This is a genomic window from Roseateles saccharophilus (assembly GCF_004342485.1).
GTDB lineage: Bacteria > Pseudomonadota > Gammaproteobacteria > Burkholderiales > Burkholderiaceae_C > Pelomonas > Pelomonas saccharophila.
Genome location: NZ_SMBU01000006.1, coordinates 169,189 through 182,857, shown reverse-complemented (window position 1 = coordinate 182,857; position 13,669 = coordinate 169,189). Strand labels below are relative to the sequence as shown.

General features: G+C 68.6%; 11 protein-coding genes. 7 read left to right on the top strand and 4 right to left on the bottom strand.

Annotation, left to right across the window (positions count from 1 at the left end):
• Positions 1-489 carry a nuclear transport factor 2 family protein gene (locus EV671_RS07565; protein ID WP_243655631.1) on the top strand — a complete coding sequence of 163 codons (489 nt, stop codon included), beginning with the start codon at positions 1-3 and terminating at the stop codon, positions 487-489.
• 27 nt (positions 490-516) lie between these two features.
• Here the strand turns inward: EV671_RS07565 and EV671_RS07560 are convergent, their stop codons facing one another.
• Positions 517-1,602 (bottom strand): lactonase family protein, encoded by a 1,086-nt coding sequence (locus EV671_RS07560; RefSeq protein WP_132570686.1) that lies wholly within the window; start codon positions 1,600-1,602, stop codon positions 517-519.
• 262 nt (positions 1,603-1,864) lie between these two features.
• On the opposite strand from EV671_RS07560, the gene EV671_RS07555 reads away from it, so the two are divergent.
• A complete protein-coding gene (locus EV671_RS07555) occupies positions 1,865-2,608 on the top strand; it encodes a MerR family transcriptional regulator (protein WP_132570685.1) in 744 nt (247 codons plus the stop codon).
• Entirely contained in the window at positions 2,605-3,888 is a 1,284-nt protein-coding gene (locus EV671_RS07550) for an MFS transporter (RefSeq protein ID WP_132570684.1), read from the top strand. Before EV671_RS07555 ends, EV671_RS07550 begins: the two co-directional genes overlap by 4 nt.
• 18 nt (positions 3,889-3,906) lie before the next feature.
• On the opposite strand, the gene EV671_RS07545 is transcribed toward EV671_RS07550, so the two are convergent.
• The 3 genes from EV671_RS07545 to EV671_RS07535 form a co-directional block, all read right to left on the bottom strand.
• Positions 3,907-4,866 (bottom strand): hypothetical protein, encoded by a 960-nt coding sequence (locus EV671_RS07545; RefSeq protein ID WP_132570683.1) that lies wholly within the window; start codon positions 4,864-4,866, stop codon positions 3,907-3,909.
• Positions 4,867-4,972: 106 nt separating this feature from the next.
• Complete coding sequence (locus tag EV671_RS07540) at positions 4,973-6,013, bottom strand: FAD:protein FMN transferase (protein WP_415840371.1); 1,041 nt, start codon at positions 6,011-6,013, stop codon at positions 4,973-4,975.
• A gap of 22 nt (positions 6,014-6,035) precedes the next feature.
• Entirely contained in the window at positions 6,036-6,458 is a 423-nt protein-coding gene (locus EV671_RS07535) for a c-type cytochrome (protein WP_132570681.1), read from the bottom strand.
• Between the two features lie 182 nt (positions 6,459-6,640).
• Here EV671_RS07535 and nosZ point away from each other — a divergent pair, with 182 nt between their 5' ends.
• From nosZ to EV671_RS07515, 4 genes are all read left to right on the top strand, one after another.
• On the top strand, positions 6,641-8,563 hold the full coding sequence (gene nosZ / locus EV671_RS07530) for a TAT-dependent nitrous-oxide reductase (RefSeq protein ID WP_132570680.1): 1,923 nt from the start codon (positions 6,641-6,643) through the stop codon (positions 8,561-8,563).
• Positions 8,564-8,796: 233 nt separating this feature from the next.
• Positions 8,797-11,412, top strand: a complete 2,616-nt coding sequence (locus tag EV671_RS07525; protein ID WP_132570679.1) for a NosR/NirI family protein — start codon at positions 8,797-8,799, stop codon at positions 11,410-11,412.
• A gap of 5 nt (positions 11,413-11,417) precedes the next feature.
• Positions 11,418-12,683 carry a nitrous oxide reductase family maturation protein NosD gene (locus tag EV671_RS07520; RefSeq protein WP_132570678.1) on the top strand — a complete coding sequence of 422 codons (1,266 nt, stop codon included), beginning with the start codon at positions 11,418-11,420 and terminating at the stop codon, positions 12,681-12,683.
• The gene (locus EV671_RS07515) at positions 12,664-13,668 is read left to right on the top strand and encodes an ABC transporter ATP-binding protein (protein WP_132570677.1); all 1,005 of its coding nucleotides are present in this window, start codon (positions 12,664-12,666) and stop codon (positions 13,666-13,668) included. Before EV671_RS07520 ends, EV671_RS07515 begins: the two co-directional genes overlap by 20 nt.
• Position 13,669: the final 1 nt, after the last annotated feature.

The following is a 13,669-nucleotide window of genomic DNA, read 5'->3' as shown; positions in this document are numbered from 1 at the left end:
ATGATGCGGCGCGGCGTCCTGCTCGGGGCCTTGTGCTTGGCCGGCTTGGCGCCCGCGCTGGCGTTCTCCCAGCCGGGTGGCGGGCCGATGCGGGGCACGGCCACGCGCAGCGTCAGCCTCTACCTGGAGCGCGAGCGCGCACTCGCGGCGGCACTCGATCAGCGCAACCGCGCGGCGGTCGAGGCGCTGCTCGCCGATGGCTTCACCGCGCGCTCATCGGCCGGCCCGGATGTGCTCGAACGCGATGCCTGGCTGCTGAGCGCGCTCGGTGGCCGCAAGCGCGAGAGCCGGGTGCGCGACCTCAGCGTGACCGAGGACGGCGATGTCGCCGTCGTGAGCTTCCTGCTCGACATGGGGCAGGGACGCGGCGCAACGACGCAGTTCGTCGTCGACGTCTGGAAATCCTCGGCGGGCAGGCTGCTCACGCGCCATGTCGCGGCGGGCGCGCGCACGCCGCCGCCTCCTCCGCGCCCGAACGGGCGCGAATGAGACGGGTGGGCGGCGTTCGCGCCAGGGCTACTGGCTGAAGGCCACGCCGTTGAAGCTGGGCACGCCGATGGCACCCGTCGTAGCCGCCGGCCTGAGGTCGCCATAGGCGTCGATCGAAAACACGGCGATATGGCCGCCGTCCGCCGCGGTGTAGATGGCGGCCAGCCACTTGCCGTCCGCAGAGATCGTCAGGTCGGTCGGCGCCCCCGGCAGCGGCACCGACTTGTAGAAAGCTCCGCCCATGCCGTCGCTGAAGAAGATCGAGATCGCATGCGCCGGCGTGTTGCCCGAATACCAGAGGTTGCCCGGGCCCTTGACGAGCCAGCATGGTGCATTGCCGTTGGGGAAGGCCGGCGTCGGGCCGGCAATGGGGTAGACCATGCGGTCGCGGTCGACCAGGGCCAGGCTGTTGGGGCTGTGCGCGGGGTTGAAGCCCAGCACGTCGCCCCAGAAGGCCGCGCCCAGGGGCGTGTCGTTGGCGCCGGCCGGCAGCGCGACCATGCTGGCCGTGCCGCTCAGCCCGCCCTGCCGGGTCAGCGGCAGTTGGGTGACAGAGCCCGACTTCATCGTCACGGCCGCCCAGCTGCGCCCCGCCACGATCTGCGCCGACGAGGCATCGGGCAGCGCGACGGCCGAGCCGTCCAGCTTGCCCGACGGCCAGGCGTGGGCCTCGGCGCAGTTGGCGCCCACCGCATACAGGTGCTCGTGCTTCAGGGCCACCGAGACCGGGCCCGTGCAGCCGGGCGCCAGGCCGATGCTCTTGCCCACATAGACGAAATCCCCCTCGCGGATCAGCTGGGTCACGGAGTTCGAGCCGTGGTTGGCGACCGCGCCCAGGCCGTCGTGGAACTGCACCAGGCCGGCATTGCCGCCAGCGCCGCCGGCGCCGCCGGTCGCCAGCGAGGTCACATACGAAAGCGCGGGCGCGCCGCTCGTGTCGAGCCGGAACACGACGACGTTGTTGGCGGTCGCGTTGTTCGTGCTGGTCACCAGCAGGGTGGCGCGAACGGGGCCGTGCGTGGCATCGTCGTCGGCCGCGAAGACCGGACCGCTGGCCAGCGCCGCAAGCGTCGCGCCGACAAGGGTGGAAAGGAGAGATCGCTGCAGTTTCATGGAAGCTCCCGAGGAGTCGTGAATCAGGCCTGATGGGTGCGAGGCGCTTTCGTGGCCCGGGGCCGAAGTGCAGCGCTTGGTCCGCTGGAAGGCCAGGTTCTTACATCGCCGGACCGTTCCGGGTGCGCGGTCACCGGGTCGAGGGACAGGGTGTAAGGAGGAGGCATCCCGAGCGACTACCCAACCCGCCGTTCACACGGCGCTTGACCCTCACGTCACGTCAGGCTTCATCATCCGGCCCATTCCTGAACATGGGCCGGACATGGACTACACGGTGGGAGAGCTGGCCAAGCGCGCCGGCCTGACGGTGCGAACCCTGCACCACTACGAAGAACTCGGCCTGCTGCGCCCCTCGGGCCGCAGCGAGGCCGGCTACCGCCGCTACGGCGAGGCCGACGTGCTGCGCCTGCACCGCGTGCTGGCGCTGCGCGACGCCGGCCTGTCGCTGAAGGAGATAACGCCGATGCTCGACGGCGAGGCGCCGCAGCCGCTGGCCGCCGTGCTGCAGACCCAGATCGAGCAGATCGAGGCCCAGCTGCTGGCCCAGGAGACGCTGCTGCAGACGCTGCGCAATGCCGCCAAGCGGCTGGAGCTGCACGGCGACGGCGGCGATGCGCTGCAGGTGCTGCTCGACGCGATGGCGATCCGGCGCGTGCAGGAGCGCTGGTTCAGCCCGGACCAGATGCGCGCGCTGCGCCAGCGCTGGGAGGCCATGCCCGAGGCGGAACGCGACGCCGTCGAGCTGGAATGGCCGAAGCTGATCCAGGCCGCCCGCACCGCGATGGACGCCGGCCGCGACCCCGGCGCGCCCGAGGTCCAGGCCCTGGTGCGGCGCTGGCTGGTGCTGCAAAAGCGCTTCCTCGACATGGCCCCCGGCATGAAGGACACGATGCAGCGCATGTACGAAGCCGAGCCCGAACTGGCCCGTCAGTCCGGCGTGACACCGGAGCTGTTCGCCTACCTGCGCCTCTCGCGCGCGACGATGCCCCCTGAGGAAAAGGCATGACCACCACCGATACCGCGTCCGCCCCCGACCCGCGCCGCACGCTGCTGCGCAACACCAACTTCCGTTGGCTGCTCGGCGGCGGCCTGCTGTCCATGCTGGGCGACCAGTTCACGCTGCTGGCCCTGCCCTGGCTGGTGCTGACGCTGAGCAAGGACCCGCTGGTGCTGGGCACCGTGCTGGCCCTGGGCAGCCTGCCGCGCGCGCTCTTCATCCTCGTCGGCGGTGCGCTGGTGGACCGCCACTCGCCCAAGCGCATGCTGTGGCTCACCAAGTGGCTCAACGCGGCCCTGCTCGGCGCGCTGGCGGCCCTGACGGCGAGCGGCGACGTCACACTCCCGACCATCTATGCGCTGACGCTGGCCATCGGCCTGGCCACGGCCTTCAGCTACCCCGCCGGCAGTGCCATCCTGCCGCAGGCCGTGCCGCCCGCGCTGCTCCAGCCGGCCAACGGCCTGCTGATGGGCGCACGCCAGCTCGTGCTGCTGCTCGGGCCGGTGCTGGCCGGCCTACTGGTCACCACCGGCGGCGCCCCCGGCCTGGGCCGCGGCGGCCTGGCCTGGGCCTTCGGCTTCGACGCCTTCAGCTTCGCCGTGTCGGCCTGGACGCTGGCACGCGTGCAGACGACGGCGCGCGAGCCCAAGGCCGCCCAGCCCGTGCTCGCCGCCATCGCCGAGTCCATGCGCGCCTGCTGGCAGGACCGCGAGCTGCGCGCCCTCTTCCTCTACTTCGCGGCCATCGCCTTCTTCGTCGGCGGGCCCATCCAGGTCGCGCTGCCGGTGCTGGCCAGCGAGCGCCTGCCCGGCGGTGCCGCGGCGCTGGGCGTCATGCTCGCCGCCCACGGCCTGGGCGCGCTGGCCGGCATGGCGGTGTCCGGGCTGAGGCCGCACTGGCGGCTGTCCACGCTGGGCGGCACGGTGCTGCTGATCGACAGCATCGCCGGCGGCGTCTTCCTCGTCTTCGGCCATGTGCAGGCGGCCTGGCAGGGCGCGCTGCTGCTGCTGCCGCTGGGCGCGCTGGGCGGCTTCGTGCAGGTGGCCGTCTACAGCTGGCTGCAAAATCGCATCCCGCCCGCCATGCTGGGCCGCTCGATGGCGCTGTTCATGTTCATCGTCATGGGCCTGGCCCCGCTGGCTTCGGCCACGGCAGGCGCCGCGCTGCGCGTACTGGACGTGACGCAGCTGTTCACGGTCGCTGCCTGCTGCTTGCTGGTGGTGGTGGCGCTGGGCGCGCTGTTCACGCCGATCCGGCGCATCGCCTACTCGGGTGTCGCGGTGGCTTAGGGCAACGCTGAACGGCGCTCAAAAGGCGTGGTGCAAGCCGACCGAGACGCTGTACTTCGGCTCGAGCTGGTAGCCCGTCACGCGCTGGTAGAGGGGCAGCTGCACGACGCCATAGGCCTTCAGCTTCTCGGTGATGCTCCACGTCACGACGGGGCTCAAGTAGACCAGCGTGGCCCCGGAGTTCCCCGCGTCGGCGTTGGCCCCGGTCTCCCTGCGCTCGGTGCGCACATTGAGCTGCAGATGCGGCACCACGGGGCCGTCGGTCAGGTAGCGCACGCCGGCCGTCAGATTCGCTCCCACGCCGGGCTTGAAGGCGTCCTTGGACGTCAACGGAACCTGCAGCAGCGCCTGCGCGAAGTAGTCGAAGTTCTCGTTGATGGAGCCGAAGCGGTAGATGCCCAGCAGCAGGTCGGTCGACCCCGTTCCCGGCTGCAGGCCCCGGTCCAGGGGTTGGCCGGCCTGCGGGCCGTTGCTGAAGTTCACGTCGGTGCGCCCCGTCGGCAGCTTCAGGCCGAACTGCACGCCCCAGTCGCGTTCGGGCGAGAACCCCTGGTAGCGCCCGAGCACCCGCAGGTCGCCGATGCTCGACGAGTGCGAAGTCGAGATGTCGGTGTCGCCCGGAGCGATGGTCGAATGAGGGCGGTCGTAGTAGGGCAGCAGCACCGCCATGCCCCAGTCCGCGTTGAAGCCGTAGTCGGCGGCCAGCGTCGTGTTCCGGTTGGTGGTCCTTTGCTGGATTTCCTGGTCGGTCGGGAACGTGATGCCCGAGGTGTTGACGCGGCCGGTTCCGGTACGCATGTCGTTCTGGATGAAGGTGTCGAAGCGCAGGTCGAGGCTCAGGCCTTCCTCGGCCTTGAAGCCCTGGCTGGCCCAGTCCGAATTGAGGGTGCAGCCACAGCTGGAGCAGGCCCAGGACAGCGAAGGCAGGGCGAGGGCGAGCGGCGCCAGCATGGCGGCGACACGGTGAAGCTTCTTCATGGGGTTGTCTCGGTTCAGTTGGCCAGCCAATGGCCGTGCCCTGGAACCACCTCGGCCGCAGGAACCCACGCCAACGAGCGCAGGCGTGCGCGAGCGAAGCGGGCTTTCAGGCATGCAGCAACGCAGGCATGCCACCGCTCGTCCAGACGCTTTGGTTGCGGTCCACGATCAGCGCGTCCACCCCCGGACGCGCGGCCAGGCTGGACCTGGCCCACGCCGAGCCGGCCACCATCATGGCGGCGCCGATGCCGTTGATGTCGGGCAGGTCGCGCGACACCAGGGTGATGCCGTGAGGCCCGCGGGTGGGCCATCCGGTGCGCGGATCCAGGATGTGGTGGTAGTGCCTGCCATCGCGGTCGAAGCAGCGCTCGTAATCCCCGGAGGCGGCCACCCAGCCGTCGCTCAGGGCCACGCTGCCGAGCATGCGCGAGGGTGAGCGCGGATCGCGCAGCCCGATTCGCCAGGGCCGGCCGAGCAGGCCGCCCATCACGCGCACGTCGCCACCGCCGTTGAGCATGGCGTGCCGGACACCGTGCCGGCGCAGGGTCTGCAGGCCGGCTTCCAGGATCGGCAGCTTGGCGATGCCGCCCAGGTCCAGGCGCATGCCGCGACGGCGCAGGTAGGCCGTGCCCTGCCTTGAGTCGAGGATGAGGTCACGGTGGTCGACCAGGCGAGCCTCCGCCGTGAGTTCAGCGGCCGTCGGCAGGCGGAACTGCCCGGGCTCGAAGTTCCACTGCGAATATGCGCCCACCGTGATGTCGAAGGCGCCCTCGCTGAGTTGCGCGAGGTGCTGCGCCTGCTGCAGGACGGACATCAGGCCCGGGTCGACGGACAGGGGGCGCACGCCCGCCATCAGGTGCAGGGCGTTCACGCGGCTGGTCGGATTGAAGCGGCTCAGGCTGTCGCTGAGCTGTGCCATCGTGGCGAAGGCGGCGTCTGCGGCTGCGGCCAGCGCCCGGCGGTCCGACCCCTGCACGGTGATGTCGAGCCGGGTGCCCATCAGGTTGCGGCTGGCCTGGTGGACCGACGGGTCGGCCAGCGCAGGCTTCAGGTACAAGGCCGTGACCAGGAGCGGCAAGCTGGCCGCTAAGCGTCGGCGGTGCACATCCACGGGATACGTCCTGTTGTTGAGGGGAATCGGTGGCAAGGCGAAGGTCGCGGTCGACCGTTCAGCGGGACAGCGAGACCATGTAGTCGACGGCGGCGCGCACTTCCTCGTCCTTCAGGCCGGGGTTGCCGCCGCGGGCCGGCATGCTGCCCTTGCTGCCGTTGAAGCCCCCCAGCGCGTGCTTGTAGAGGACGTCGTTGCCCTGGGCGATGCGCGGGCCCCAATCGTCATGGTCACCCGGCTTGGGGGCGCCCGCCACACCGGCCGCATGGCACATCGAGCACACCTTGCCGAACACCGATTTGCCCAGGCCGTTCTCGTTGGCAGCCGGCGTTGGCGCGGCGCTGGCTGCGGGGGCCGTCTCGGCGACAGTGGCCGGAGCAGGCGCCGGGGTGGTCTCGGGAGCCGGCCCGCCGGTCTTGCTGCATGCGCCCAGCAGCGCGACGAGCACAAGGGAAGAGAGGGAAAGGGTCAGCTTGGACATGTCGTTGGGCTCCGGTTGATCGTTGCCGGGCATTTAAACATGCATTCCAAATGTATTTTATTGATGTCAATCAAAGTCGCCGCACCCGGAAATTCCGACGATGCAGCCCGCTGATCGCAAACCGCGCAACAAGCAAGCGCAACGCCCCGGTCATGGGGCAACACAACGTCCGAGGAATCGCAATGAGCAATGAAGCAAAAACCCCTGAGCTCGCCACGGGACTGGGTCGCCGCAAGTTCATGAACTCCGCTGCCCTGGCCGGTCTGGCGGCGGGCCTGGCGGCCTGCACGGACAAGTCCGGCGGCGGCACCGCCGCACCGGCGGCGGCGACGGGCGCCACCGCGCATGCCGCATCAGACGCCATCCACCTGAAGCCCGGTGAACTGGACAGCTATTACGGCCTGTGGAGCGGTGGCCATACCGGCGACGTCCGGGTGCTCGGCCTGCCCTCGGGCCGCGAGATTCATCGCATCCCCTGCTTCAACCCGGATGCGCTGGTGGGCTGGGGCATCACCAACGAATCCAAGAAGGTGATGGGCACCAAGCCGGATGGCAGCCTGCGCTACACCGTGGCGGATACCCACCACGTGCACGCGTCCTACAAGGACGGCAACTACGACGGCCGCTATGCCTGGGTCAACGACAAGATCAACAGCCGGCTCGCACGCATCCGGCTCGACTATTTCATCTGCGATCACATCACCGAACTGCCCAACGTCCAGGGCTTCCACGGCATCTTCCCGGACAAGCGCGACCCGGTGGATGAAAAGATCAACCACACGACCCGCGTGTTCTGCGGCGGCGAGTTCGCCACCCCCCTGCCCAATACGGTGGGCACGGAAGACGGCAGCAAGTACCGCTCGCTGTTCAGCTGCGTGGACGCCGAAACGATGGAAGTGCGCTGGCAGGCGCTGATCGACGGTAACTGCGACCTCGTCGCGACCTCGTACGACGGCAAGCTGGCCGCCACCAACCAGTACAACACCGAGATGGGCGTGCACTACGAGGACATGATGTCCGCCGAGCGCGACGCCTGCCTGTTCTTCAACGTGGCGCGCATCGAGGCCGCGGTGAAGGCCGGCAAGTTCAAGACCTATGGGGACTCCAAGGTGCCCGTGGTGGACGGCACGCACGAGGCCAACAAGGACCCGAAGACGGCACTCACGGCCTATGTGTCGGTGCCCAAGAACCCGCACGGCGTCAATGCGAGCCCCGACGGCAAGTACTTCATCTGCGCGGGCAAGCTGTCGCCGACGGCGACTGTCATCGAACTCAGCCGCATGCTCGACTACTTCGAGGGCAAGCTCGCCAAGACCGACGACGCCATCGTCGCCGAGGTCGAGCTGGGCCTGGGCCCCTTGCACACGGCCTTCGACGGCCGCGGCAACGCCTACACGACGCTGTTCCTTGACAGCCAGGTCGTCAAGTGGAATGTGGACGCCGCGATCAAGTTTCACGCCGGCGACAAGAGCGTCAAGTACGTGGTGGACCGCGTCGACGTGCAATACCAGCCCGGCCACCTGAACGCATCGCAGTCGGAGACCAAGGCCGCCGACGGCAAATACCTGGCGGTGGGCTGCAAGTTCTCCAAGGATCGCTTCCTGCCCGTCGGCCCGCTGCACCCCGAGAACGAGCAGCTGATCGACATCTCCGGCGACAAGATGCAGTTGCTGGCCGACCACCCGGTGCGCGGCGAGCCGCACGACTTCATCATCTTCAAGCGCGAGCTGCTGTCGCCCAAGCAGGTCTATGCGCTGGACGACTTCCCGCTCGCGGTGAAGGACCCCAAGGACTCCGGCGTCACCCGCAACGGCAAGAAGGTCGTGGTCAAGCTGACCTCGCAGGCCCCGGCCTTCAGCCTGCGCGAGTTCAAGCTGAAGAAGGGCGACGAAGTCACGCTGATCCTCACCAACCTCGACAAGGTCGAGGACCTGACCCACGGCGTGGCCATCCCCAAATACAACATCCAGTTCATCGTGAACCCGCTGGAGACGGCGTCGGTGAACTTCGTGGCCGACAAGCCTGGGGTGTTCTGGATGTACTGCACCAACTTCTGCCACGCGCTGCATCTGGAGATGCGTTCGCGAATGATTGTTGAAGCCTGAAATTAACCCCACCCCCTACCGGCTGCGCCGGCCCCCTCAAGGGGGCGCACCCGTGGATCAGGCTCCGCCTGGCCACCGGGTGCCGCCGGGTTCGGCTCGCTTCCTGCGTTCAGGGGCGGCGAACGGGGCAGCGAGTCAGTGAAATGTGTAGCTCCCATCAGTCGTGGAGCGGGTTACTGAGCAGTAAACGGAGCCGCCGGTCTCGAGCCCCGGCGGCTCCGGCAGGGAGAAGCATGCGAGCCATTCATCGACACTTCGCGGCCCTGGCGGCCGCGCTTTTTTTGACCCTTGCCGGGCTGGTCACTGCGTTGCCGGCGTGGGCGGGGTCTTACGAAGCCGCCTTGCCGGCCGAGCTGTCGACGGCCAAGGACATGTGCGCCCTCCTGCCTTGCCGGGACGTCTTCCCGGGCGCCCGCAGCTTTTCCGAGCGCGTCGGCAGCCCGCCCTATGTGGAGGCCTATGGCGAGGCCGTCGCGGGCAAGCGGCAGCTGCTGGGCTATGTGATGCTGTCCACCGACATCACCGACACGCCTGCCTATTCGGGCAAGCCGGTCGTGACGCTGATCGGGCTGGACCTGGCCGGGCGCTTCGTGGGACTGAAGGTGCTCAAGCACTCCGAACCCATCCTGCTGCTCGGCATTCCCGAGTCGGCCCTGCTCAATTTCAACCAGCAGTACGTCGGCAAGTCGGTCGCCGACAAGATCGAGGTGGGCCCCTCCCGGCCGGAAGAAGGCGTGGTGGGCGTCGATGCGATCTCGGGCGCCACGGTCACCGTGATTGCGCAGAACCAGGTGGTGACGATGTCCGGCGCGGCCGTCGCCCGCCAGGTCGGCATCCTGGCGCCCACCGTGCGCGATCCAGCGCATTTCGCCGTCACCGGGGCGCACTGGCGCTGGCCAGAACTGGTCAAGCAGGGTCTGGTTCAAGCGCTGACGGTTCGCCCCGAACAGGTCGGCCTTCCACGCGGTGGCGAGCCCTTCATCGAGCTCTGGTTCGGTGACCTGAACCAGCCCGACCTGGCACGCAGCATCCTGGGCGCCGCCGGCTTCGACAGCCTGCAGGCCCGCCTCAAGCCCGGCGAACACGCGATCTTCGTGATCCGCACCGCCGGGCAGGAATCGTTCAAGGGCTCCGGCTTCGTGCGCGGCGGCATCTTCGACCGCGTGCAGGTCACGCAGGGCGGCGACTCCTTCACCTTCCGGGACCTCGATGCGCTGAACCTCTACGGCATCCAGGCCGAAGGGGCTCCCAGCTATACCGAGGCCGCGATCTTCATCATCCGGTCCAAGGCCTTTTCACCCGCCTACCCCTGGAAGCTCGGCTTCCTGGGCAACCGCGTGGACCGCGCCACCGGCCAGCGCAGCTTCGCCAAGTTCGAGGCCAAGTACTGGCTGCCGGCGGCAGTGCTGCAGGGCGGCCGCCCGGAGGTGAAGGACGCCGACGAGCCCTGGGTGCGCGCCTGGCAGGGCCGACGCCTCGCCATCGCGCTGTTTGCCGGCCTGCTGGTCGCCGTGGGCGTGGTCTACGGCATGCGTGACGCGCTGACGCGCCGCAGCACGCACAAGAACAAATGGCCCGTCAACCTGTTCAAGTACTCGGCCTGGGCCTTGAGCATCGTGTTCGTGGGCTTCGGCGTGCTGGCCCAGCCCAGCGTGACCCAGGTGCTGACCTGGTTCCATGCACTGCTGTTCCAGTGGACCTGGTCCCTGTTCCTGAGCGACCCCTTCATCTTCCTGTTCTGGATCTTCATCATCGTCACGGTGTTCCTGTTCGGGCGCGGCCTCTTCTGCGGCTGGCTGTGCCCCTTCGGTTCCCTGTCGGAAGCGATCTACAAGGTCTCCGGCCGCATCGGCCTGAAGCGCTGGCAGGGCCGCCTGCCGCAAGCCTGGCATCACCGGCTCAAGTGGCTGAAATACGCGCTCTTCTTCAGCCTGCTGACGGTATCGATGTTCTCCATGGGCCTGGCCGAGAAGCTGGCCGAGGTCGAGCCGTTCAAGACCACCTTCCTGGTCGGCATCAGCCATCGCCCCTGGCCCTATGGCCTGTTCGTCGCGCTGCTGCTGGGCGTATCGATCTTCATCGAGCGGCCCTACTGCAAATATCTCTGCCCCCTGGGCGCTGCGCTGGCCATGCCCAGCACCTTCCGCTGGTTCGGGCTGCGCCGCAAGCCGGACTGCAACCAGTGCAAGGCCTGCGCGGTCGGCTGCGGTGCGCAGGCCATCGACGCGGACGGCCGCATCGACCATCGCGAATGCCTGCATTGCCTGGACTGCATGGTGCTGTACACGGACACCAAGGGTTGCCCGCCCCTGGCCAAGGAGCGCAAGCGCCGCGAGCGCGACGGCCTGGCGCTGACCCCGATCGGGCGCGACGGCTACTTCATTCCCATCCATCCCGTGCCCGCCTCCGCGCCGGTGCTGAATGGGCCGGACCCGCGCATGGCGACCGAGCCGGCGCAGCCGCCCCACAAGACGGATGTGCGCGGCCTGCGCTGGATCGTCATGGAGTTGCGCGACCACTTCTGGCCCTGGAGCACCGAGGGCTGGCATTCGCAGCGCGCACTCCAGGTGGCCGGCATCTCCCTGGCCCTGGCCGCCAGCGTGGCCTGGGTGCTGGCGGCGATGGGATGGCTCTCGCAGGGCGCCATCATCGCCTGGTGGTTCGGCTGGAGCGTCTACGAGGTGCTGATCCGCCTGTCCGGCCGCCGCTATGTGAAGGAAGGCCCCTGGTGGCGCGCCAACTACCGCCGCGCCACGAACATGGACATGCTCTGCTATGTCGGCTTCAAGAACCTGCTGGTGGGCGCGGTGCTGTTCCTGGGGTTGAAGGCCCTGGGCTGGCTGGGGTGAACGCCATGTGGCGCCGGTCCATCCTCCTCTGCCTGGCCCTGCTGGCCTGCGGCGTCGCCCAGGCCGCGACCCGGCGGGTCAAGCCGGGCGAGGCCTTGCAGGCGGCGATCGACCAGGCGGCGCCTGGCGATGTCATCGAGATCGAGCGCGGGCTCTATGCCGGTGGCCTGCGCATCGGCAAGCCGCTCACGCTGCGCGGATTGAACCGCCCCACGATCAGCGGCGGCCAGCAAGGGGACACCGTGCGCGTCGCCGCGACGGATGTGGTGCTCGACGGCCTGATCGTGCGCGACTCCGGGGATGACCTGAAGGCGCAGAACGCCGGCATCTACATCGAGCCGGGCTCGCATCGGGCGGTCGTGCAGCACTGCGATCTGGTCTACAACCTGTTCGGCCTGTGGATAGAGAAAGCCAACGACGTGCACGTCGAGCACAACCTGATCGTCGGCAAGCGCGACCACGCCTCCTCGCAGCGCGGCAACGGCGTGCAGCTCTACAACACGAACGGCGCCCGCATCGTCGGCAACAACATCAGCTTCGTGCGCGACGCCCTCTACGTGGACGTCTCCCACCACGCCGAATTCCGCGGCAATCGGCTGCACCACAGCCGCTACGGCACCCACTACATGAACTCCTACTACAACCTGTGGGAGGACAACGAGAGCTACTACAACCGCGGCGGCCTGGCCCTGATGGAGGTGCGCAACCAGGTGGTTCGCAACAACCGCACCTGGGGCAACTCGGACCACGGGATCATGCTGCGCACCATCCAGGATTCGGTGATCGAGAACAACGTGGTGGCCGGCAACGACCGCGGCTTCTTCATCTACGACGCGGAGTACATCACCCTCAAGGGCAACCTGGTGGTCGGCAACCGCGTGGGCGTGCACCTGTCCGCCGGCTCCACCCGCAACGTGGTGCAGGGCAACGACTTCATCTCGAACCGCGAGCAGGTCCGCTATGTCGGCGCGCGCGACGAGCGCTGGGGTGGTGCGCCCGGCCAGGGCAACCACTGGAGCAATTACCTGGGCTGGGATCGCGACGGCGACGGCGTCGGCGACCTGCCCTACGAGGCCAATGACATGGTGGATCAATTGATGTGGCGTTACCCCGCCACCGGCATCCTGATGGGCAGCCCGGCGGTGCAGGCGCTGCGCGTGGTGGGCCGCCAGTTCCCGGTGTTGCGCGTCCCCAGCGTGGTGGACGCCCACCCGCAGATGCAACCGTTCAACCCTTCGTGGAGGCAATGGAATGGCCGGCACTTCCAATGACAGCGGGGCCACCGCGGCCGTGGCCCTGAATGGCGTCAGCAAACGCTTCGGGCGCCTGTGCGCGGTCGATGGCATCGACCTGACGGTGCAGCGGGGCGAGCTCTTCGCCCTCATCGGCCACAACGGCGCCGGCAAGAGCACCTTGTTCAAGATGATGCTGGGCCTGCTGACGCCCAGCGCGGGCTCGATCCGCATCACCGGGCAAGCGGTCACGGGGCGCGCGTTTCGCGAAGTGCGCCGCCATATCGGCTACCTGCCCGAAAGCCTGGTGCTCTACGACAACCTGAGCGGCCTGGAGACCCTGCAGTTCTTCGCCCGCCTCAAGCAGGCCGATCTGCGCTCCTGCGCCGGCCTGCTGGAACGGATGGGCCTGGCGGCGGCGGCGAACCGCCCGGTGCGTGAATATTCCAAGGGCATGCGCCAGCGCCTGGGCTTCGCACAGGCGCTGCTGGGCGAGCCCCATGTGCTCTTCCTGGACGAGCCGACGAACGGGCTGGACCCGGCGGCGCGCCGCGACTTCTTCGCCCAGCTCGGTGAACTGCGCGCGCGCGGCGTCACGCTGATCATCACCTCGCACGTGCTGAGCGAGTTGCAGTCCCGCGTCGATCGACTCGCGATCATGGCCGAAGGCCGCCTGCAGGCGGTCGGCAGCGTGCAGGACCTGCGCGAGCAACTGGCCTTGCCGGTGATGATCGAGCTCCGGGCGGGCGCCGATATCGAGCCGGCACTGCGGACGCTGCTGGCACCCTTGGCCGGCGTGACGGTCGTTGGCGGTGCGAACGGTTGCACCATCCGCTGTCCGAGGCCGCTCAAGATGGAGGTCCTGGCCCTGCTGGCGCCGCTGGCGTCCAGGCTGGACGATCTCAGCCTGAACGAACCCTCGCTCGAAGACATGTTCTTCAGTACACGGCGGGAGTCGTCCCCTGCCGCCCTGGCTGTTGCGGCAGGACCTGCGCCCCTGGCGTTCTCGAGCGTGGAGGCCTGAC

What these genes read in the sequence shown, in the direction of transcription:
- EV671_RS07565 (WP_243655631.1), top strand. Translation starts at nt 1, where the DNA reads ATGATGCGGCGCGGCGTCCTGCTCGGGGCCTTGTGCTTGGCCGGCTTG.
- EV671_RS07560 (WP_132570686.1), bottom strand. Translation starts at nt 1,602, where the DNA reads ATGAAACTGCAGCGATCTCTCCTTTCCACCCTTGTCGGCGCGACGCTT.
- EV671_RS07555 (WP_132570685.1), top strand. Translation starts at nt 1,865, where the DNA reads ATGGACTACACGGTGGGAGAGCTGGCCAAGCGCGCCGGCCTGACGGTG.
- EV671_RS07550 (WP_132570684.1), top strand. Translation starts at nt 2,605, where the DNA reads ATGACCACCACCGATACCGCGTCCGCCCCCGACCCGCGCCGCACGCTG.
- EV671_RS07545 (WP_132570683.1), bottom strand. Translation starts at nt 4,866, where the DNA reads ATGAAGAAGCTTCACCGTGTCGCCGCCATGCTGGCGCCGCTCGCCCTC.
- EV671_RS07535 (WP_132570681.1), bottom strand. Translation starts at nt 6,458, where the DNA reads ATGTCCAAGCTGACCCTTTCCCTCTCTTCCCTTGTGCTCGTCGCGCTG.
- nosZ (WP_132570680.1), top strand. Translation starts at nt 6,641, where the DNA reads ATGAGCAATGAAGCAAAAACCCCTGAGCTCGCCACGGGACTGGGTCGC.
- EV671_RS07525 (WP_132570679.1), top strand. Translation starts at nt 8,797, where the DNA reads ATGCGAGCCATTCATCGACACTTCGCGGCCCTGGCGGCCGCGCTTTTT.
- EV671_RS07520 (WP_132570678.1), top strand. Translation starts at nt 11,418, where the DNA reads ATGTGGCGCCGGTCCATCCTCCTCTGCCTGGCCCTGCTGGCCTGCGGC.
- EV671_RS07515 (WP_132570677.1), top strand. Translation starts at nt 12,664, where the DNA reads ATGGCCGGCACTTCCAATGACAGCGGGGCCACCGCGGCCGTGGCCCTG.